Origin of the sequence: Candidatus Thioglobus sp., assembly GCA_028228555.1 — a bacterium.
Lineage (GTDB): Bacteria > Pseudomonadota > Gammaproteobacteria > PS1 > Pseudothioglobaceae > Thioglobus_A.
Genome location: JAOJBP010000010.1, coordinates 22,951 through 44,158, shown reverse-complemented (window position 1 = coordinate 44,158; position 21,208 = coordinate 22,951). Strand labels below are relative to the sequence as shown.

Sequence of the window (21,208 nt, the reverse complement as noted above, 5' to 3'; positions counted from 1 at the left end):
AAAAAACCCCGTCTAGCGAGGTTTTTTATAGCAATTTAAATCTAGATTTAGACCAACTTTCCAGAGTAATTTTCAATACCAGGATTAGTTTTCACACCTTTAATGGTTGGATGATTAACTTTCTTTAAATCCAATGTGCCTTGTTTACGTAAGTAATCTGCAGCAACATCCCACATTAAACGACCATTGCCCACTGAGCCAACTTGCGCCCAACCTGAAACCTTATAAGATTTATTCGGATCAATTAGTGTGCCTTCATCATCTTTCATCTCTGAAATCCGATTACCCAGACCGGCAGCAGGATCGATAGTGTAATCCATGCCACCCATACGAACCATATCACCGCCTGATTGTAGGTATGGATCTTGTACAAACAAGTTTTCAGCAATACCTTCTAATACTTCTTTAAGTTGTGCGCCTTTCATTTCAGACACATAAGTTTCACCATAAGTCATTGATGTATTGGTCATTAAATCTTCCATAGTAACATCATGGCCTGCTGGTACAGAAGTACCCCAACGCACACCTGCTGACATCGCAAAGTCTGCATCGTGCTCTTCACGTAAAGAGTTAACCAATACTTGATCCCAAGTGCCCATAAAGTTACCGCGACGGTACAAGGTTTGATTCGTTGAGCAAAGCTTTTCAGTTAAGATTTCATCATAAGTTTTACCTACACGATCCGGATTGTTTGACATAGTTGAGCTTCGCGCTTCAACAACATTTTTATCGTATTTAGTATTACGCATTTTAGTAATATAGGACACCATAGCTGCATCTGGCTTAATGAAGTTTGTCAAAATTGGTAGCATCTTGTAGTTATAGCCAACCATCTTATGGTCTTTAATTTCAAGATCCATGACGCCGATATATTTACCCGAACAACCTGCATTCGTTACCACTGTAATACCGCCTGCATTTTTAACTTCAATAGGTTTTGGCATACCATCATGCGTATGACCCCCAAAAATAGCATCAATACCAACAACACGTGATGCCATCTTAATGTCTACATCCATACCATTATGAGAAACCACGATTACCGCATCTGGTTTTTCATTTTCACGAATATCGGCAACTAATTCACTCATCTCGTCTTCACGAAGACCGAATGACCAGTCTGGGAAAAAGTATTTTTGTGGGTTAGCATTAGAGGTTCTTGGAAAAGCTTGACCAATCACTGCAATACGGTGGCCACCTACATTTTTAATCACATAAGGCTTGAATGGCATCGCATCGTCTTCACTATAAAGACCGTTACCATCAAATTTTTCAGTCATAGTAGCGTACTTATCACCCATCAAAGCGTCTTCTAGAATTCGCACATTTTGACCTAAGAAATCACCCTTAAAGAAGCCGATATTTTTCAGCGTTTCTTCTTCTTTATAAGTAAACTCCCAATGGCCAACCATCACGTCAACACCTAGCATATTACACGCTTCAACCATATCAGCGCCACGAGTCCAAAGTGATGTACCTGAACCCTGCCAAGTATCTCCACCATCAATAGTTAATGTATTTTTTACACCGCCTGCACTATCACGCAAAGAATCTAAAACCGTTTTAATTTGACCAAAGCCGCCTGTTTTTCCATATTTAGCAGAAAGCTCTTCAAAGTTATTGTAAGTAAATGCGTACGCTTCAGCTGAGCCTGGCTTAACACCAATTTGCTCAAGAAGTTTATTACCAACGACATGAGGTAGCTGACCATAGGTAGGACCAAAGCCAAGGTTTACGTTTGGCTCTCGGAAATAATTAGGTAATAAGTTACCATGTGTATCAGTGATATGCAAAATTCGTGCATTACCAGTTTTAGCCACTTCATACATATTATCTTGTGACGCAAGTTTGGCCGGCGCATCATTGCCGCAACCACTAATTAAACCTGCTGCTGAACCAGCGCCTAAAACTTTAATAAAATCTCTACGTGTTAATGACATACTACCTCCCAGGAAAACAATAATTTTTAAATGCTTATAGCTAAGATTTTATACAAAATTTAATCTAATATAGACCGTATTTAAAGGGGTGGTATTATTATATAAATGTTAGCTTGGGGATTAGTATAAAACAAAGACAAACACTTAGCTGTTTTTTTAAAAAAATATTGGTATATTTTCGATTCATCTTAGTATAAGTTGCAAAAAATCTTATAATATTGCCATGAAAATTAACCAACTACTCCAAGACATTACTACCACTGAATTTGATTTAACCGTCGAAGGATTATGTCTGAACTCGCATAAAATTCAACCTGGCGACGTTTTTATTGCCCTACAAGGGGAGAAAGATCATGGTATAGATTATATCGATCAAGCAATTGACAGAGGTTGTATTGCCGTATTGATAGATTCAAAAGAAAGCGTTTGTAGTGTTCCTACCATTCGAATAGATAATTTGTCAAAGTATCTACCTAGCCTTGCAAAAACTTTTTACTCAAATGCTTGTGACGTAGAAATAATAGGGGTAACTGGTACTAACGGCAAAACCTCAGTGGCGCACTTTATCTCGCAAACACTTAATCAATTAGGCGAAAAGAGTGGCTTAATTGGAACACTAGGTATTGCTAATAATTCACAAACATCCAGGCAAACTACGCCAGATATCATCACCCTATATCGCGCTTTAGATGAATATCATCAACAAAATATCAAAGTCGTTACATTAGAGGTTTCATCGCATGCTTTAGCTCAAAATCGTATTGCTGGTCTTAATATTACCCAAGCAGTGCTAACCAACTTCACACAAGATCATCTTGATTATCATTTAACACTCGAGCAATACAAAACTGAAAAATTAAAGCTTTTTCAACTCGACACCCTAAACAGCGTGACTCTAAATTCTGACGATCCTAGCTATACGGAGTTTAGCCACGCCGCTGGTAAAAAATCACAGTTTAATTACTCTATTGATGACTTTAACGACATTAAAACCACTGAGTATGGCTTCATTGCTCAACTTGATGGCTTTGTGTTTGAAGTTCCATTCTTAGGCGAGTTTAATCTGATGAATATTTTGGCCACCTATCAAGCATTAAAAGCACGCAATTTTAGCAGCGCGCAAATCATTCCATTATTGGATAAGCTGAGCCCACCAATGGGCCGTATGCACAAAATTAATAATCACTTTGCCTGGGTAGATTATGCGCACACACCTGATGCCATAGAAAAAGCTATTACCACTTTGAAAGCACATTATCCAGAGCATAATATTCGAGTTATATTTGGCTGTGGGGGAGATCGAGATCAAACAAAACGCGCACTAATGGGTAAGATCGCTTCTAAATTAGCCAGTACGATTATCCTAACGGATGACAATCCTCGCTCAGAGGATCCACTTAGTATCATTCATGACATTCTCAATGGTATTGATGATAGTTATGAAGTAGATATTATTCAAGATAGAATATTGGCTATTGAAACGGGCATTACCACACTTAAAGAAAATGAATGTCTGCTCATCGCTGGAAAAGGCCATGAATCTGAACAATATTATCAAGATAATACCATTGCAATGAATGATATAGACATTGCTAATAATGCTTAAATCAACCACTAAAATACTCACCGAAGTTCTGCAACTTGATCCGAGCAATATTCAAGACATTGCTTTTGAAGATATTTACACCGATACTCGTCAACGCATGGATGGTGGTATTTTTCTTGCGCTGATTGGTGAAAATTTTGATGCACATAATTTCATAAAAAAAGCTGAAGAAATGGGTGCTGTGGCTATTATTTCTAGTCAAAAAATAGTTAGTAATCTACCTGTTTTACTAGTTAAAGATACACAAAAAGCGCTCAGTGATATTGCCCAATATCACTTAAAAAACATTCAGCCAAAAATAGTTGCAATTACAGGTAGTAATGGCAAAACCACCACAAAAAATCTGCTTGCCAATATTTTAAATTTATCTGCGCCCACACTCAAAACTCAGGGCAATTTAAATAATCATTTAGGCGTACCGATGACACTCCTAAAACTTGAGCATCATCACCAATATGCTGTGATCGAAATGGGTGCTAATCATATAGGGGAAATTGAACACCTAAGATGTATTGTTAATCCTGATGTTGCTGTGATTACAAACACGGGTGACGCTCATATTGGTGAATTTGGTAGTAAGGCTAACTTGATTAAAGCCAAAGGCGAGATTTACTCAAAGCATTCTAAAAATATCGTCAACACACAAACAAAATTCAAAGGTGATATCAGTTTTACACCTGCCTCAGTTCAAGATTCGAATAACTCAAAAACAGGTGACGTATTTTCTAGTGATATTGAAAAATCTAGCTTTACATTAAACATTCACCAGCAACAAATTCATATTAATTTACAACTAATTGGCATGCATAATATTGACAATGCATTAGCTGCAAGTGCTTGTGCCTATGCTCTAGGTATTGATTTTAAAACCATTAAATCTGGATTAGAGTCTACCACGGCAGAAAATGGGCGTTTAAATATCATTCATACTAAACAATTCACCTTGATTGATGATAGCTACAACGCCAGTCCAAGTTCGATTACAGCTGCATTAGAAACCTTGAAAACATTTTCGGGCGAATTGGTTATTGTTCTAGGTGATATGGCAGAGTTGGGCACGCAGACTATCACTCTACACAAAAAAATTGGCTTGCAAGCACAACAGATTAGCCCTAATTTTTATACATTTGGTCCATTAGCTGAGCATTATCAAGCACAGCATTTTGACAGCCAACAAAGATTAGCAGAACATATCTTGCAACATCATCAGGGTGCAACTTTACTCATTAAAGGCTCTAGAGTTGTACAACTAGACAAACTGGTTAAACTTTTACAAAAATAAACCATTTTTCACTTGACCTTTTGTCAAAACCTAGCGATAATTACCGGCTTGATGGGCCCGTAGCTCAATTGGATAGAGTACTCGGCTACGAACCGAGCGGTTACAGGTTCGACTCCTGTCGGGCCCACCATCAAATTTCCATCGAGATTATTCTGCATAAACAGCTTCTGATAGAATACACCATGATGACAATCCCAAATATAATCACACTTTCTAGAATTTTCTTAATTCCAGTTTTTGTCGCTCTTTACTATTTCCAACCTGCTTTTACGCACACACCAATTTTTACTTGGATAAACTTTAGCTTAACAGGTGCGTATGCCTTTATCAGTACTACTGATTATTTAGATGGCTATCTTGCTAGAAAGCTCAATATGACTTCTCAACTAGGTGCTTTTTTAGACCCAGTTGCCGATAAGCTCATTGTATCTGTAGCCCTTATTATGCTGGTTGATTTCTATCCCTCAGACTCGCATTGGTATATTACTGTGGCAGCACTAATTATTATCTCTCGTGAAATTTTAGTCTCTGCATTAAGAGAATGGATGGGTACTATCGGGCAAAGATCAAGCGTGAATGTTTCTTCTATTGGCAAAGTCAAAACCTTTGTGCAAATTTTTGCTATTTTATTCTTACTTTATCAGCAACCATTCTTCGGATTGCCTAGTTTTGAAATCGGTGTGGTGCTACTTATTGCTGCGACATTTTTAACTCTTTGGTCTGGATTTATTTATTTAAGAGAAGGCGTTAAAACTTTTGACAATTAAAGTCAAAACTGCCTTGACTATTTTGAAAAAAACACTATAATTCTCTTTTGTATTGCGGGAATAGCTCAGCTGGTAGAGCATCACGTTGCCAACGTGAATGTCGCGAGTTCGAATCTCGTTTCCCGCTCCAGATTTTCTAAAAGACCTGTTTATCAGGTCTTTTTTTATATAGCCCTTTGCACTTATTACCTTGGCCGGATAGCAAAGCGGTTATGCAGTGGATTGCAAATCCATCTAGACCAGTTCGACTCTGGTTCCGGCCTCCATATACAAAAAGCCCGATTATTATCGGGCTTTTTTATGCATTCACTAAAATCAATCTAGTAATTTTCACCTAAGAGTTCAAAATAAGCTTGAGGATGTTTGCAAGCTGGACAAATGCTTGGTGCTTGTTTTGCTTCATGTAAGTATCCGCAATTTCGACAACGCCATGTGACCGTGTCATTACGCTTAAACACCCGACCTTCTTCAATATTTTTCGCCAAAGCTTTATAACGATGGTCATGCTGTTTTTCGGCAATGATAATCGACTCAAATGTTTGCGCTATGTCGTCAAATCCTTCCTCTTTGGCTATTTTTGCAAATGCTGGATATATCACTGACCATTCATGCTCTTCACCTTGTGCAGCGGATAATAGATTGTCAAAGGTGGTGCCGATAACACCGGCAGGAAATGAAGATGTAATTTCTAGATCGCCGCCTTCTAAATATTTAAAAAACTGCTCTGCATGTTCTTTTTCTTGATTGGCGGTTTCTAAAAATATTTCAGATATTTGCATCAAGCCTTCTTTCTTTGCTTTACTGGCAAAAAAAGTATATCGATTGCGCGCTTGCGATTCACCTGCAAATGCAATAAGTAAATTTTTCTCAGTTTGGGTGCCTTTAATGCTTTGAGTCATCAAATTATTTGTTGATTAAAAATCAGACAAAATTATAACCCCATACAAGGGATTATATTGAACTTCATATTTTTTTTATTACTATCGTACAGTCCACTGCTGCTCTAATAAAATCTCTTGTTCATTTCTTATTAAGGCCTGATAAACATCTCCGGATTTTAAAACACCAACGCCTTTTGGTGTGCCTGTCATGACTATATCTCCATCCTCTAAACTCATAAAAGTCTGAATTTCTTTTAAGATCTTTTCAGGAGAATGAATCATTAACTCTAAATTCCCTTGCTGCACAATCACACCATTAATACTCAATGAAAAAGACAAAGATGGATCGATATCTTTTATAGGAATGAACGAGCTAAAGACTGCTGATCCATCAAAAGATTTAGAGCGCTCCCAAGGTAGTGATTTACTCTTGAGCTGAGATTGAAGCTCTCTTTTAGTTAAATCAAATCCAAAGCCTAGTGCACAGAATTCTCCATTTTCAACCATAAAGGATAGTTCTGCTTCATAGTGAATATCCTGCTGATGATCTAGTGTTAGATTATCACTAATTGCTGAGTTTGATTTACAAAATATAACCATTTGATCTGGAATTTCATTACCTAGTTCACTAATATGTTGATAATAATTCCTACCAATGCAAACAATCTTTGAGGGGATAACGCTTTTTTTATTGATATTAACAATATTCATCATTGGCTATTTTTTGTCATTAATAATAATTTTACACCCTATATTTATCTAAATAAATTGACTATAAATTTAGGAAATAATGAATATCACCCACTTTTAACCCATATTTATGACAAAAAGTGGCAATTTACAGACAAAAATACCCACTAAATGGTGTTTTTAGCAGGTATTTTGTAAAATTTAAGAAATTTTAAGAATGGCTATTATTTCTTACTTTAAAGCCTTTAAACGTAAACGAAGTGCATTTAGTTTAATAAAACCTGCCGCATCTTTTTGATCGTAGGCACCACCGTCATCTTCAAAGGTTGCAATTTTTTCGCTAAATAGAGAGTCATCAGATTTACGTCCAACGACTGCAATACCACCTTTATAAAGTTTTAAGCGCACTGTACCATTAACACTTTCTTGAGTTTGATCAATCGCAGCTTGTAGCATTTCACGCTCAGGTGCAAACCAAAAGCCGTTATAAACCATCTCAGCGTATTTTGGCATAAGCTCGTCTTTAAGGTGCGCTGCTGCGCGATCCAATGTAAGACTCTCCATAGCACGATGAGCCTTAAGCATTACCGTACCAGCAGGAGTTTCATAACAACCACGTGATTTCATGCCAACAAATCGATTTTCAACAATATCATCACGGCCAATGCCATGTGCACCGGCACGCTCATTCAAAACTTCCATCACGGTCGCTGGGCTCATGGCTTGGTTATCAATGGCGACAATATCGCCTCGTTTATAAGTGAGCTCAATATATTCTGCTTTATCTGGTGCATTTTCTGGGGACACTGTCCAACGCCACATGTCTTCTTCTGGCTCAGCCCAAGGGTCCTCTAAAATATCGCCTTCATAAGAAATATGAAGTAGGTTTGCATCCATTGAATACGGAGACTTTTTGTCTTGCTTTTGATAATCGATTTTAATACCATGGCTTTCAGCATAATTCATTAATGATTCGCGTGACGATAAATTCCACTCACGCCATGGTGCGATTACCTGAATATCTGCATCTAGTGCGTAAGCGTTTAACTCAAAACGAACTTGGTCGTTACCCTTACCAGTCGCACCATGTGAAATAGCATCTGCACCCACTTCACGGGCAATTTCAACCAAGCGCTTCGAGATTAAAGGGCGAGCAATAGAAGTGCCTAATAAATATTCACCTTCATAAATAGCATTCGCTCTAAACATAGGGAAGACGAAATCACGAGCAAATTCTTCGCGTAAATCTTCAATATAGATTTCTTTAACGCCTGAAGCTTTGGCTTTAGCACGCGCTGGCTCTACCTCTTCACCCTGGCCAATATCAGCGGTAAAAGTCACCACTTCACATTGGTAAGTGTCTTGTAACCATTTAACAATAATGCTTGTATCTAATCCGCCTGAATAGGCTAGTACTACTTTATTCATTGTTCTTCCTTGCGCCCTCTTGAGCCATGTTTTTTTCAAAATTAATTATTTTTACCAGGAGTATTTCATGGTTTTGATTAACCACTTCGACACGCCATTCACCTACCCACGTGTGCCAAATATTTTTACTTGACCAAACACGCCAACGATCGCCTTTAATATCAAAGCTAATTTCAGCCTTAACTTTACCCTTATAAATCCAACGATGCGTGATCTTGTCGCCAGCTAGATGTCGAATATTGGTAAAGAAATAGATTTTACCTAAAGAATCATCTGCTTCAGTGATTATCTTAGCAGGCTGTCTGTCGACGATAGAAGTGGAAAAAACAGCCTGGGAAATATTTTTATGCGGCCATAAAGCCATCACTGATTGTGCCCAAACTACTATCAACAAAACCATTAATTTTTTTATCATTTCACCCAATCCACTATATGTAGTTCAATTTCATCTTCATTGATTTTATCATCTGAAAATGTTCGACCTCGTACTGAAATTCCTGCTAAATGAACCGACTCAGGATCTTTACTGATCAGAGGGTGCCAATCAAATAAAGGCTTTCCTTCATGTAATAAGCGGTAAGCACAAGTATTAGGTAACCAGTTAAACTTTTCACCCCAATCTGGGTAAATGGTTAAACAATCGGGTACAAATTTTTGTCGATCATCATAATGCGGGCATTGGCAAGTTTCTTCATCAATGTAATGACAAACCACATCCGTGAAATAAATATCACCTGACTCCTCATCTTCAAGTTTATGCAAACAGCAGCGTCCACAGCTGTCACATAAAGACTCCCACTGTGCTCGATTCATCTCATCTAAGCTGTGAGTTTCCCAAAATTTTAATTCTGTATCTGGCATAACTTTATAAAGACGCCCCAACAAGATATGTCAAAATTTTCTTACCCTCAGTATTGCCTTTGCGCGCTGATACGCTGGCCCAATAATAAGCCTTCTGGTAATCTGGATTAACCCCGATACCGTTAACATACATCATTGCTAAAGAATTTTGAGAGCGGGTAATATTTTGATTGGCAGACTGCTGCATAAGTAAAAAAGCCCTACGCTCATCTTTAGCCACCAGCTCACCAATACTATAAAGTATGCTTAGGTTATGCTGAGCAATCGGATTGCCCTGTTGTGCGCTAGTAACTAACTTCTCCACGTTGTTCATGGCATCTACATTGCTATTTAACGAATCTAAGATCTGTTGTTGATTGGGAATGATGATTGACAAATTCGGAGCCGGATTAATGACTAACTCACTTAATGCATTATCAGAAATAACGACAGGAATAGGCGCTGAGTCTATTTGAGAACTCTCAGCACTTAGCACTTCGGAGTTTGGCTCTTCTAACACTAAATTATCTCGCTTAGACTGTTCTAAAGTTGCTAAGTCTTCTAGCAAAATAGTTGCCGTACTCTCTTGCTGAGCACTAGCCTTAATTAGCCATTTTTTTGCTTTAATAATTTGATCATTCGCTAAAAATAATTGGCCAAGTTGCAATTGAGCTTTGGCATGTCCTGCTTGAGAAGCTTCTAATAACAATTGTTGCGCTTGGATTTCATCCTTAATAACACCAGTACCTGATATTAAACTCTTGGCTAGAGCATATTGAGCGCCAATATGGCCTTGGTCTGATGCTTTACGATAATAATAGACCGCTTGCGCATAATGACTACGCTTATGATAAAAATCAGCCAAATGAAATTGTGCTTCTGGGTCATATTGGTTGGCAGCTTTTAAATACCAGACTTGGGCTAAGCTGTCATCTTGTTCGGTGCCCACACCTTCTTCATATAATTTGGCCAATGTTAATTGTGCAACCCCATAGCCTAACTGTGCAGCTCTTTCACACCAATAAAAAGCAAGTTCATTATCAACTTCAGTACCTTCTCCACGACGATACATAACGGCTAAATTATATTGCGCATTAACAAAATCTTGTTCAGCGGCTTTCTCATACCAAATTTGGGCTTTTGTTAAATCTTGGGTAGTGCCAATACCGTGATAATAGCCGTTTGCAATATTAAACTGCGCACTTGCATAGCCTTGCTCTGCCACTTGCTTATACCAATAGAATGCAAGTTTTTCATCAGTCTTGACTCCGATACCATTGTGATAAACATTAGCTAGACTAAATTGCGCCCTAACATCACCACTTTTGGCGGACTTTTCTAGCTTCGTTAATAATAAATTATTTGATAACTGGCTAGACTCATCAAGCACTTTAGACTGCTGAACCACTACCTCATTGCCACTTTCAGGCTGCAAAATCTGCAAGGCCTGGGCTGGTGCATAAAGAAAAATAATAAGGTAGAAGAATTTAATCATTGCTCTATATTTTAATCAGGTTGCAAAGAGTTGAGAAGCTAATCGCTCTATCCCGATAGCAACGCCTGAACAAGCTGGCAAAGGCTTTTCCAAACTAGCTAAAAATTCTAAATCTAGCTCAAAAAAAGGTTTGTTAATTTGTTGGCGTTTGGCATTCTCACGCGTAAATACTTGCTGATACGATTTAGCGCTTTGCAATTCATCATAACCATTGCCCACCTCAACACCTGATAAATACAGCTCGAATCTATGGGCAATCTTGCCATCAACTCTTGCCAAAGCAGACTGCTCCGAAGGGTAATCATAAATAAAGCACACTGGAAAATCTTTTAAACAAGGCTCAACTAGATGCACGAATAACAGCATTTGTAGATCTTCAATCCATTCAAAATCAATATTGAGGTTATGTGTTAAAGCGATACACTTTAATGATTCAAAATCTGTATTCAATATATCAATTTTTCCAAATTGATTAAATGCTTGAGCATAAGACATCTTAACCACTTCATCATGTATGCCTAAATGGCGAAGTAGGGCTGATATATCGCCCATTAATTGGTGAATATCAAAATCAAGGCGGTAATATTCTAATAAAGTAAATTCATTAAAATTGCGCTCGCCTATTTCATTATCTCTAAAAACCTGGCAGATTTGATAGATATCACCACTACCCTTCGAGAGTAGTTTTTTCATTTCTAACTCTGGAGAAGTGTGCAGATACTTATGTGTTTTTTGGCCGATTCCTTGATTGGTTGCTACAGCAATGCTATCAATATAAATGTCAGTTGTTGGTGTGTTTAATAAAGATGGTGTTTGAACTTCAATCAAGCCTTGGGCGTCAAAAAATTCTCGAATTTTTTTAAACAGGGTTGCTTTTTCTTGTAATGCTGTCATGTTGCCAGATTGCAAATAAAGAAGTTTGATAACTCAAACTTCAAATTTAAATGATTGTTATGAGCGCCCAGCGTATTCATTAGTGCGTGTATCAACTTTTATAACTTCACCGATACCAATAAACAAAGGCACTTGAACGACCACACCTGTATTCATGGTTGCCGGTTTACCACCTGTTCCAGCAGAGTCTCCTTTAAGGCCAGGATCCGTATCAACAACTTCCAACATAACATGAATAGGTGGCGTAACTGAAATTGGATTATTATTCCAAAGAACTACAGTGCACATGTCCTGCTCAACCAAATATCCTCGTGCATCATCCATAGAGCTGTCATCAATGGCATGCTGTTCGAAAGACTCTGTGTCCATAAAGTTCCAAGTACTACCATCATTGTAAAGATACTGCATATCGAGTTCCATTACATCAGCACTTTCTAATGATTCACCGGATTTAAACGTTTTAATTAGGCTTTTTCCAGTAATTAAATCTTTAAATTTAACACGATTAAACGCTTGGCCTTTGCCTGGCTTTACAATTTCATTGTTCACAATAGAGCAAGGATTGCCATCAAGCATTAATTTCATGCCATTTTTAAACTGACTGGTAGAGTAATTTGCCATTTTTTAACCTAATAAGTGTAAAATTCAAGCATCTTATTTTACGCACTTTTTCATGCACATACACGAATACCAAGCGAAAGGCTTATTTAGACAACTCAACATTCGAACCCCTAAGGCCACTCTGATTAGCGCAGTTGAGCAAGTGAACAAGGCTTGTACTGAATTAGGCGGTAAGATTTGGGTAGTTAAAGCCCAAGTTCATGCAGGTGGTCGTGGTAAAGGCGGCGGCGTCATTTTATGTCGTTCAATAAAAGATGCTGAAGATGCTTGTGAAAAATTACTTGGATCAACATTAGTGACGCCACAAACAGATGCCAAAGGTTTGCCTGTTAATCAATTACTCATTGAAGGCGGGCAAAGTATTGAACGCGAGCTATACTTAGGTCTTTTAGTTGATCGACAAACTCAAAAAATCACTGTCCTCGCCTCTACTGAAGGTGGCATGGATATTGAAAAAGTAGCCAGCGAAACCCCTGAAAAAATCATTAAGTTTGGAGTTGATCCATTGGGCGCTTTAAACGCAAATGATTGTGCTTTAATTGCCTCACAGTTGAGTCTTGAAAATACTTTAGCAGATCAATTTATCACGACTCTAATGGGGCTGTACGAAATTTTTGTCACAAAAGATGTTAGCCTTATTGAAATAAACCCACTAATCACAACCTCAGATAATCAGTTGTTGGCACTTGATGGAAAAATTGACTTTGATGATAACGCCCTATATCGACATGAAGATATTGCCGAAATGCGTGATATCACACAAGAAGATGAAAAAGAGAATGAGGCGAGCAAGTATCAGCTTAACTATATTTCACTGAATGGCACAATTGGCTGCATGGTGAATGGTGCCGGATTAGCAATGGCAACGATGGATCTTATTGAACATCATGGCGGATCGCCCGCTAACTTTTTAGATGTTGGTGGTGGCACGACTGCTGAGCGTGTTGCTAAGGCTTTTGAGCTTATTCAAACTGAGATAAATGTTAAAGGTGTCCTGGTTAATATATTTGGTGGCATTGTGCGATGTGATTTAATCGCAGAAGGAATTTTACAAGCGATTGAAAAAGTTGGCCTTAATTTACCAATTGTTGTTCGTTTGGAAGGCACCAATGCTGCGCAAGGTTTAAAGCTACTTGATGAGTCAACTGCGGATATTTATACTGAAGCAGACCTTACTCAGGCGGCAATTAAAATTGTGTCGCTATCTAGAGGAGTTGCGTAATGAGCGTATTAATCAACAAAGATACTCGAGTCATTACTCAAGGTTTTACAGGTAAACAAGGTACTTTTCACTCTAAACAGTCTATCGCCTATGGAACGCAGTTTGTTGGTGGCGTTACACCTGGAAAAGGTGGGCAAACACATTTGGATTTACCGGTATTCAACTCTGTTAAGGAGTCAATGGAAGTAACGAATGCAACAGCTACCATGATTTATGTGCCGCCACGTTTTGCTTATGCTTCTATTATTGAAGCAATTGAAGCGCAAATGCCGGTTATTGCTTGTATTACTGAAGGTATACCCGTTCAAGATATGCTTAAAATTAAAGCAATATTAAAAGATTCAAATTCTGTTTTAGTGGGGCCTAATTGCCCTGGTTTAATCACGCCTGATGAATGTAAATTAGGTATTATGCCTGGCAACATTCATCAGACCGGTAGCGTTGGCGTGGTATCTAGATCTGGCACTTTAACTTATGAAGCGGTTCATCAAACTTCCATCGTAGGACTGGGCCAAAGCACTTGTATTGGCATTGGCGGTGATCCAATTCAAGGCATGAACTTCATTGATTGTCTGGCCTTATTCGAAGAAGATGAACAAACCAAATCGATTATTATGGTGGGTGAAATTGGTGGCTCAGCTGAAGAGGAAGCGGCAGAATTTATCCAATCTCACGTTTCCAAACCTGTTGTCTCTTACATTGCTGGCTTAAGTGCGCCTAAGGGTAAGCGCATGGGTCATGCTGGCGCTGTCATTAGTGGTGGAACTGGAAAAGCAGAAGATAAAATCAAAGCATTAGAAGCAGTTGGTGTTGCCATAGCGCCTACACCAGCAACGATGGGCTCAACTCTTTTAGAGATATTAAAATAATAAGTATTGAAAAAAGCAATATTATCTACAAATAAAAATGAAAAAACCCATTGTAATTTTAGGAATTGGCGAACTTGGGAGCGTCTTTGCGCGCGCCTTCTTAAAGAATAACTATCCCGTCTACCCAATTACCAGAAAAACTGATATTACAAAACTGGCTAGTAGTATTGATCCAGAACTTATTTTGGTCTGCACTGGAGAAGCTGACTTACAAACCGCACTAGCGCAAATTCCAGAATCATGGAAAAATCGAGTAGCCATGATGCAAAATGAGCTTTTGCCTCGTGATTGGATACCTTATCAATTTGTGGATCCAACAGTTATCTCAGTTTGGTTTGAGAAAAAGAAAGGCATGGACTCTAAAGTTCTAATCTCTTCACCGGTATTTGGAAGAAAAGCTCAAATACTAGTAGACTCACTAGCGCTGATTGACATTCCTGCTCATGTGCTTGATGATGAAACCCAGCTACTATTTGAATTAGTCTTAAAAAATCTGTATATTCTGACCACTAATATAGCTGGCATAGCCATTGAACCAGGTGCTAATGTTGAGAGATTGCGCACTCATCACCTACCATTAATGCGTGAAGTTTCCAATGATATTATAAAATTACAAGGCTCACTTACAGGCAAAAAATTTGATCAGATGGCGTTAGAAAAAAGCATGATAAAAGCCTTTGAAGGCGATCTAGGCCATGGCTGTATGGGTAGATCTGCCCCTGCAAGACTTAATAGAGCCTTGCAACTAGCCAAGGAGTTTGACTTAGATTTACCAGCATTGCAAAAAATTAAGCATTCATCTTAGCATAGACCTTGTCAATCTCTTGCTCTAATGCTAAGAGCGAAAAACCTCGAACTTCTTCAATAAATTTTTGCCCCATAAAAAATACTTGCACCACAGGTAATGAAAATACACCATGCTGAGCACAAACTTCTTGCAGTTGCTCGCAATCAATATAAACCATTGCCAAATCTGGAAATTTTTGGCAAAATTTTTCATCAATTTGTGGCTTAATAGTTTGGCAAACACCGCAATGAGCTCCACCAAAAAGAATTAAAACCGCCTCGTTTTCACGTTTGAGCGTATCTAGCTGCGCTTGACTTTCCAGCTGATTCATAAATCCTCTCCTAATTGCTTAAAGAACACATTAAAACTAGGTAAATTTAGCTGCGCTTGCCTTTGTTTTTCACCCCACATTGGTTGTGGAAAATAGCTATCAGTTTTAAAACGCGCCATAATATGCCAATGAACGCGAGGTAATAAGTTGCCAAATGACGCAATATTAATCTTGTCTGCTTTGAAATACTCTAGCATGCTTTTTTCAGTAATATCAATAATTCTAAAAATTTCTAACTTTTCATCATTTGTGCATTCGCTAAATTCTTTAATCTCTCTTTGAGTCAATACCTTAATCCAGGGAATTTCACTGGGTTCAATTTCGACTCTCACTAGCTCATTTTTATAAATCATATTGTCCACTTAAAGATAAATTATTACGCTTTACTCAGAAGCATCGCATCACCATAGGAGAAAAATCTATACTTTTCATGAATGGCATGTTGGTAAATTTCCATCATTTTTTCACACCCAATAAAAGCACTAACAAGCATCAACAAGGACGACTTTGGCAAGTGAAAATTTGTAATCATCATGTCAACTACTTTAAACTTATAACCTGGATAGATAAAAATATCCGTCTCTTCTTTTGTAGCAACTAACGCACCACTTTTAGCAGCAGACTCCATAGATCTTACCGCAGTTGTTCCTACAGCAATAATTCGCCCACCATTAGTCTTAGCTTGATTAATCTTATCCACAGTTTTTTGATCAATTTCAAAATACTCACTATGCATCTTATGGTCGATGATATTATCAGCCTTAACCGGTTGAAATGTGCCTGCACCGACATGAAGGGTTACGAAAGTATGATCAATACCTCTATCTTTTAAGTCTTTTAATAAGGCATCATCAAAATGAAGACCAGCCGTTGGCGCAGCAACCGCACCATCTTGCTTAGCAAATACTGTCTGATAGCGCTCTAAATCTGCCTTATCATCACTTCGCTCAATATAAGGTGGTAAAGGAATATGGCCCACATCATCTAATAAGCCTAGTAGCGAATCAGTTTCAAAATTTAAAGTATAAAAACCATGTTCTTTGCTAATTATTTGAGCTTTTTCACCATTTTCAAGAGTAATAAAGCTATCAATTTTTGGCGCCCTAGAGGCTTTTATCATCGCTAAAACATGGCTTTCGTCTAGTAAGCGCTCAATCATAATCTCAACTTTTCCACCCGAAGCCTTATAACCAAATAATCTTGCAGGAATAACGCGTGTGTTGTTCATCACCAATAAATCACCTGGCTTTATAAAGTCAGCTATTTGATAAAAATGAGAATCTATAATCGAATCATGGGGCACTAAAAGGCGAGAATCTGTTCTATTTTCTGGCGGGTTTTGCGCAATTAATGACTTGGGTAGGTCAAAATCAAATTCACTTAACAACATAATTTATTTAGCTTGGAATAAAAAGGCTTTTTTGTTAAATAATTCTAACACCTGATAACTAGCGCTTACAATAGCTCTAGGCGTAATTGTAGCACCCGTGAATGCTTCAAATACACCACCATCACGCTTTACTTTCCAATTATCTTGAGTGGGGCTTGATAAAGATAATCCAGCAAATTGCTTAATCCAGTCAGACTTTCTTGTTTCAATTTTATCCCCCAGTCCGGGTGTTTCTTTGTGGGCTACTACACGAACACCAAGTAGTGTTTCGTCAACAGAAACTCCTGTTAATAGGCGAATACTGCCATTGTATCCATTTGGATAAGTATGCTCTACCAAGTAAGCAAAAGTTTGCCCATTTCGCTTTGCAGGATAGATACCAATTTTTTGGTTAATACCATGTAGCATCAACATTTGATCATATTTTTCTTTCAAAATATCATTATCATAATTAGACACCAGTTCAGCTAAGCGTTTGATGAGTAACTGCTCTTCATTATATTGAATCTTTTCCTGGGTGGTGTCTTGCGTCAAGCTGACGAATAAAACACTAACCATAGTAAAGATCAAAAGTAGCATACCAGATTTTAAAATTGCCTTAATCATGATCTGCCGAACACCTTAGGTTGAGTGTAATGATCGATTAATGGCACCATCATATTTATTAATAAAACAGCAAATGCAACGCCATCTGGATATCCGCCATAGTTTCTAATAACAACAATTAGTACGCCAATCAAAAAGCCATAAATCAATCGTCCTTTAGGGGTTGTACTAGCTGAAACTGGATCAGTTGCAATAAAGAAAGCACCCAACATGGTACCACCTAGCATTAAATGATTTTGAACTGGAAGATGTGTTTGTGAATCAAAAATTAAAACCAGCAAGGCCATTACTACAATGCCTGATAAAAAAGCCACTGGAATATGCCAAAAGATAACTTTGCGTGCCAATAAATAAATACCACCTACTAAAAATCCAGCATTAATCCAGGCCTGTGAAGTAGAGTGTACCTGCATTGTTGCTAGATTATTACCCAAAGATAGCCCCGTTTTTACCTCATCTAATCTTGTTGCGCCGGATAAGCCATCAAAACTCAATGCATTAAAGATAACATTAATAGCCTGACTAAATGCTGAAAAATCAACAGGCCAAGTGGTCATTTGTAAAGGGTATGAAATTAGTAAAAAAGCATATCCTAGCATAGCAGGATTAAATGGGTTACTGCCTAGGCCGCCATATAATTGCTTACCAAAAATAATAGCGAAAGCAACACCCACTACAATAATCCACCATGGTGCAATTGATGGAATAGAAATAGCCAATAGAACTGCTGTTAAAACTGCTGACCCATCATTAATAGACTCTAATGCTGGACGACCTCGTATTACTAAAAAAGCCGCCTCGATAACTAATGCCGAAAAAACGCCAAGCAGTATTTGAATAATAATACCCCACCCAAAAAATATATAAGATGCACTCACGCCTAACACTAAGGCATAAATGACTTGTCGCATGATTTGATTGGTATTGAGTCCAGTACTATGCATTATCTTCCTTGTTTTTTTTAACGCGAGCCATCGCTTGGGCAATTTTATCTGTTTGTTCTAAGCCTTGTTCTTTGTCTTTGGCCATTTTTTCTTTCAGCGCTTGTTTTTTCTCAGCCATCATTTGTGAGCGCTCTTCTTTATTTCGATCCAATCTATACTCTCTAAACTCAAACCGATCTCTAGCAATATCGATTCTTTCTTGATCAGCTATTTGTTTTTTATCCAGCGCTTTAGCAAATGAAAAATAACTTACTAAATCAATATTACTAGGGCAAACATAAGAGCAACAGGCACACTCAATACAATCCGATAGATGATAATCTGTGCATTTTTCAATATTTTCACTTTTGGCATGCCAATAAAGTTGCTGAGGTAATAATCCAATCGGGCAAACAGTATTACAAGTATTACAACGAATACATTCTTTTGCGGGCTGCTTTAATGTTTTATTATTAATAAAAATACAATTAGTGATCTTGCAAATTGGCATTTGAGTTGTTTCAATATCAACCCCCATCATCATGCCGCCCATACGGTAATCATGCGCTTGATTATTGACATCCGTTAAGCTGATAACCTGTTCAAAAGAAGTGCCTAATCTAACTTCAACGTTAATCGGGGTTAGTGCATCTCCGGTAATGGTAACTATGCGAGAGACCAAAGGTCGTTGATCAATAACTGCATCAAAAATCGCTTTAACACTTGAAACATTTTGACATAAGATGCCTTTATCTGATGCAAATCCACCTGATGGAATTTCAACGCCTAACAACGCCTTAATTAATAGTTTTTCAGCGCCAGAAGTGTATTTAGCTGGTAGTTGGGCAAAGCTAATTCTATCATTATGATTAGACATTAATAAAGACTGATAAGCTTCTTGCTTATCGTTTTCAATGGCAATAATAGCTTTTTGAGCACCGGTAATATGCAATAAAATTTCTATACCACGAATCACCTCTCTAGGATGGTGCTGCATTAAGGCTTCATCACACATCACGCCCGGCTCGCATTCTGTGCCATTAATAATTAAAGTATGACAATCAATCGCTTTATTAAGCTTAGCATGTGATGGAAATCCAGCACCACCTAGGCCAACAATGCCTGAATGCTGAATATAATCAATTATTGTTTGTTTGTCACAATGTAGGAAGTCGCTGCCGCAACCTTGGTTTTTAATCCACTCATCCTGGCCATCAGACTCAATGCTAATGCAAGTAGATTTCAAGCCTGATTTGTGAGGAATGGCTTGTTTATCAATTGCTGTAATAATGCCCGAAATAGAGGCATGAATAGGGACACAAAACTGATCTTCTGTTTGCGCAATAACTTGTCCTGTCAATACTCTATCGCCTACTTCAACACAAGGCTTAGCCTCTTCACCAATTCTTTGCTGAAGAGGAAGTACGACTTTATCAGGTAAAGGCGAGTTAATAATCTTTATCTGATCAACTGGATAAGGATTAGCAATCACTACACCACCTGAATATGATTGACTAGACATGGGCCTCTCCAGGAATTGTTGGCACAAAAGTTAATAAAGTTGGATTAATTTCTCTAACATATATACAGTCGACTGGGCAAACTGGAATACATAAATCACAACCTGTACATTCCTCTTCGATCACTGTTGTCATTACTTTTGAAGCACCAACAAATGCATCTACAGGGCAAGCCTGAATACATAAGGTGCAGCCAATACATAACTTTTCATCTACATAGACAACATGTCTAGGTTTAGATTCTCCATGCTCCTCATTCAGCGCTAAAGTTTCTACATTTAGTAGTTCAGCCAATGCATCAGCACCCTCTTGTCCACCAGGCGGGCATTGATTAATTTGTGCCTCGCCTTTAGCCAAAGCCTCAGCATAAGGGCGACAACCTGCAAAATCACACTGGCCACATTGAGTTTGAGGCAAGATAGCGTCAATTTGATCGACTAAGGGATTCCCTTTAACCTTAAAACGAATAGCAGCATAACCTAAGATTAACCCTAGGATGAGTGTCAAGCCAGAAAAAATAACAACCGATTCTATCACTAAGCTAATCCAATAAAACCCATAAATGCCATAGACATTAAGCCTGCTGTAATCAATGCAATGGGCGCACCTTTAAAAGCAGCAGGCACGTCAGCTGTATCAATACGTTCGCGAATGGCTGAAAACAACACCAAAATAAAAGAAAAACCAATGGCCGCACCAAAGCCATAAACAGCTGATGCTATAAATCCATGGTCTTGGTTTACATTCAAAAGTGCTACACCTAAAACTGCACAGTTTGTTGTAATTAATGGCAAAAATACACCAAGAGATTGATGCAAGACAGGTGATGTTTTATTAACCACTAATTCCGTAAAGCCAACGACACCAGCAATAGTAACAATAAAGGCAATGGTTCTTAAATACTCCATATCGAATGGTAATAAAATATAAGTGTTAATTAGATAACTAGAGACGCTGGCCAACGTTAGCACAAAAGTTGTTGCAAAGCCCATTCCAATAGCTGTTTCAACTTTTTTTGAAACACCCATGAATGGGCATAATCCTAAGAATTTCACTAAGACGAAATTATTAACCAGGATTGTGCTAACTAAAATTAAAACATATTCATTCATATGA

23 protein-coding genes and 3 tRNA genes are annotated in these 21,208 nt (G+C 38.0%); 9 read left to right on the top strand and 17 right to left on the bottom strand.

Translation table 11 applies throughout. The features are described from left to right. Nucleotides 1-47: 47 nt before the first annotated feature. Nucleotides 48-1,940 (bottom strand): 5'-nucleotidase C-terminal domain-containing protein, encoded by a 1,893-nt coding sequence (locus N9Y32_05910; GenBank protein ID MDB2590544.1) that lies wholly within the window; start codon nucleotides 1,938-1,940, stop codon nucleotides 48-50. Between the two features lie 223 nt (nucleotides 1,941-2,163). Between N9Y32_05910 and N9Y32_05905 the strand changes: the two genes are divergently transcribed. The 6 genes from N9Y32_05905 (at nucleotide 2,164) to N9Y32_05880 (ending at nucleotide 5,861) form a co-directional block, all read left to right on the top strand. Further along, on the top strand, nucleotides 2,164-3,546 hold the full coding sequence (locus tag N9Y32_05905) for a UDP-N-acetylmuramoyl-L-alanyl-D-glutamate--2,6-diaminopimelate ligase (protein MDB2590543.1): 1,383 nt from the start codon (nucleotides 2,164-2,166) through the stop codon (nucleotides 3,544-3,546). Continuing rightward, nucleotides 3,539-4,828 (top strand): UDP-N-acetylmuramoyl-tripeptide--D-alanyl-D-alanine ligase, encoded by a 1,290-nt coding sequence (locus N9Y32_05900; protein ID MDB2590542.1) that lies wholly within the window; start codon nucleotides 3,539-3,541, stop codon nucleotides 4,826-4,828. The genes N9Y32_05905 and N9Y32_05900 overlap by 8 nt, the downstream gene beginning before the upstream one ends. Nucleotides 4,829-4,881: 53 nt before the next feature. Next, a tRNA-Arg gene (locus N9Y32_05895) sits at nucleotides 4,882-4,958 on the top strand. 52 nt (nucleotides 4,959-5,010) lie between these two features. Next, nucleotides 5,011-5,595, top strand: coding sequence for a CDP-diacylglycerol--glycerol-3-phosphate 3-phosphatidyltransferase (gene pgsA / locus N9Y32_05890; protein ID MDB2590541.1), 585 nt, complete (start codon nucleotides 5,011-5,013; stop codon nucleotides 5,593-5,595). Between the two features lie 54 nt (nucleotides 5,596-5,649). Next, a tRNA-Gly gene (locus tag N9Y32_05885) sits at nucleotides 5,650-5,725 on the top strand. A gap of 62 nt (nucleotides 5,726-5,787) precedes the next feature. Beyond that, a tRNA-Cys gene (locus tag N9Y32_05880) sits at nucleotides 5,788-5,861 on the top strand. 54 nt (nucleotides 5,862-5,915) lie between these two features. Here the strand turns inward: N9Y32_05880 and N9Y32_05875 are convergent. From N9Y32_05875 to efp, 8 genes are all read right to left on the bottom strand, one after another. Beyond that, nucleotides 5,916-6,494, bottom strand: coding sequence for a rubrerythrin family protein (locus tag N9Y32_05875; GenBank protein ID MDB2590540.1), 579 nt, complete (start codon nucleotides 6,492-6,494; stop codon nucleotides 5,916-5,918). 81 nt (nucleotides 6,495-6,575) lie between these two features. Continuing rightward, complete coding sequence (locus N9Y32_05870) at nucleotides 6,576-7,187, bottom strand: fumarylacetoacetate hydrolase family protein (protein ID MDB2590539.1); 612 nt, start codon at nucleotides 7,185-7,187, stop codon at nucleotides 6,576-6,578. A 210-nt stretch (nucleotides 7,188-7,397) separates the two neighbouring features. After that, the gene (locus N9Y32_05865; protein ID MDB2590538.1) at nucleotides 7,398-8,594 is read right to left on the bottom strand and encodes an argininosuccinate synthase; all 1,197 of its coding nucleotides are present in this window, start codon (nucleotides 8,592-8,594) and stop codon (nucleotides 7,398-7,400) included. Next, nucleotides 8,587-9,009, bottom strand: coding sequence for a DUF2914 domain-containing protein (locus N9Y32_05860; protein MDB2590537.1), 423 nt, complete (start codon nucleotides 9,007-9,009; stop codon nucleotides 8,587-8,589). Before N9Y32_05860 ends, N9Y32_05865 begins: the two co-directional genes overlap by 8 nt. Next, a complete protein-coding gene (locus tag N9Y32_05855; protein ID MDB2590536.1) occupies nucleotides 9,006-9,455 on the bottom strand; it encodes a YcgN family cysteine cluster protein in 450 nt (149 codons plus the stop codon). Before N9Y32_05855 ends, N9Y32_05860 begins: the two co-directional genes overlap by 4 nt. Nucleotides 9,456-9,459: 4 nt before the next feature. Next, nucleotides 9,460-10,929 carry a sel1 repeat family protein gene (locus N9Y32_05850; protein MDB2590535.1) on the bottom strand — a complete coding sequence of 490 codons (1,470 nt, stop codon included), beginning with the start codon at nucleotides 10,927-10,929 and terminating at the stop codon, nucleotides 9,460-9,462. Between the two features lie 15 nt (nucleotides 10,930-10,944). Next, nucleotides 10,945-11,823 (bottom strand): EF-P lysine aminoacylase EpmA, encoded by an 879-nt coding sequence (gene epmA / locus N9Y32_05845; protein MDB2590534.1) that lies wholly within the window; start codon nucleotides 11,821-11,823, stop codon nucleotides 10,945-10,947. A gap of 57 nt (nucleotides 11,824-11,880) precedes the next feature. Then, nucleotides 11,881-12,444, bottom strand: coding sequence for an elongation factor P (gene efp / locus N9Y32_05840; protein MDB2590533.1), 564 nt, complete (start codon nucleotides 12,442-12,444; stop codon nucleotides 11,881-11,883). A 52-nt stretch (nucleotides 12,445-12,496) separates the two neighbouring features. On the opposite strand from efp, the gene sucC reads away from it, so the two are divergent. The 3 genes from sucC to N9Y32_05825 are packed head-to-tail and all read left to right on the top strand — an operon-like array spanning nucleotide 12,497 to nucleotide 15,340. Beyond that, nucleotides 12,497-13,666 (top strand): ADP-forming succinate--CoA ligase subunit beta, encoded by a 1,170-nt coding sequence (gene sucC / locus N9Y32_05835; protein ID MDB2590532.1) that lies wholly within the window; start codon nucleotides 12,497-12,499, stop codon nucleotides 13,664-13,666. Continuing rightward, nucleotides 13,666-14,535, top strand: coding sequence for a succinate--CoA ligase subunit alpha (gene sucD, locus N9Y32_05830; protein MDB2590531.1), 870 nt, complete (start codon nucleotides 13,666-13,668; stop codon nucleotides 14,533-14,535). Before sucC ends, sucD begins: the two co-directional genes overlap by 1 nt. Nucleotides 14,536-14,572: 37 nt before the next feature. Next, nucleotides 14,573-15,340 (top strand): hypothetical protein, encoded by a 768-nt coding sequence (locus tag N9Y32_05825; GenBank protein MDB2590530.1) that lies wholly within the window; start codon nucleotides 14,573-14,575, stop codon nucleotides 15,338-15,340. Here the strand turns inward: N9Y32_05825 and N9Y32_05820 are convergent. Genes N9Y32_05820 through rsxA form a run of 8 tightly spaced genes read right to left on the bottom strand, consistent with a single transcriptional unit; the run spans nucleotide 15,324 to nucleotide 21,204 of the window. Then, on the bottom strand, nucleotides 15,324-15,653 hold the full coding sequence (locus N9Y32_05820; protein MDB2590529.1) for a thioredoxin family protein: 330 nt from the start codon (nucleotides 15,651-15,653) through the stop codon (nucleotides 15,324-15,326). The genes N9Y32_05825 and N9Y32_05820 overlap by 17 nt on opposite strands. Next, nucleotides 15,650-16,006 (bottom strand): HIT family protein, encoded by a 357-nt coding sequence (locus N9Y32_05815; protein ID MDB2590528.1) that lies wholly within the window; start codon nucleotides 16,004-16,006, stop codon nucleotides 15,650-15,652. Before N9Y32_05815 ends, N9Y32_05820 begins: the two co-directional genes overlap by 4 nt. Before the next feature lie 23 nt (nucleotides 16,007-16,029). After that, complete coding sequence (gene queA, locus N9Y32_05810; GenBank protein MDB2590527.1) at nucleotides 16,030-17,043, bottom strand: tRNA preQ1(34) S-adenosylmethionine ribosyltransferase-isomerase QueA; 1,014 nt, start codon at nucleotides 17,041-17,043, stop codon at nucleotides 16,030-16,032. Between the two features lie 3 nt (nucleotides 17,044-17,046). Then, complete coding sequence (gene rsxG / locus N9Y32_05805; protein MDB2590526.1) at nucleotides 17,047-17,649, bottom strand: electron transport complex subunit RsxG; 603 nt, start codon at nucleotides 17,647-17,649, stop codon at nucleotides 17,047-17,049. After that, nucleotides 17,646-18,593 (bottom strand): RnfABCDGE type electron transport complex subunit D, encoded by a 948-nt coding sequence (locus N9Y32_05800; GenBank protein ID MDB2590525.1) that lies wholly within the window; start codon nucleotides 18,591-18,593, stop codon nucleotides 17,646-17,648. The genes rsxG and N9Y32_05800 overlap by 4 nt, the downstream gene beginning before the upstream one ends. Next, nucleotides 18,586-20,094, bottom strand: coding sequence for an electron transport complex subunit RsxC (rsxC, locus tag N9Y32_05795; protein ID MDB2590524.1), 1,509 nt, complete (start codon nucleotides 20,092-20,094; stop codon nucleotides 18,586-18,588). Before rsxC ends, N9Y32_05800 begins: the two co-directional genes overlap by 8 nt. Next, the gene (gene rsxB, locus N9Y32_05790) at nucleotides 20,087-20,629 is read right to left on the bottom strand and encodes an electron transport complex subunit RsxB (GenBank protein ID MDB2590523.1); all 543 of its coding nucleotides are present in this window, start codon (nucleotides 20,627-20,629) and stop codon (nucleotides 20,087-20,089) included. The genes rsxC and rsxB overlap by 8 nt, the downstream gene beginning before the upstream one ends. After that, nucleotides 20,629-21,204, bottom strand: coding sequence for an electron transport complex subunit RsxA (gene rsxA, locus N9Y32_05785; GenBank protein ID MDB2590522.1), 576 nt, complete (start codon nucleotides 21,202-21,204; stop codon nucleotides 20,629-20,631). Before rsxA ends, rsxB begins: the two co-directional genes overlap by 1 nt. Nucleotides 21,205-21,208: the final 4 nt, after the last annotated feature.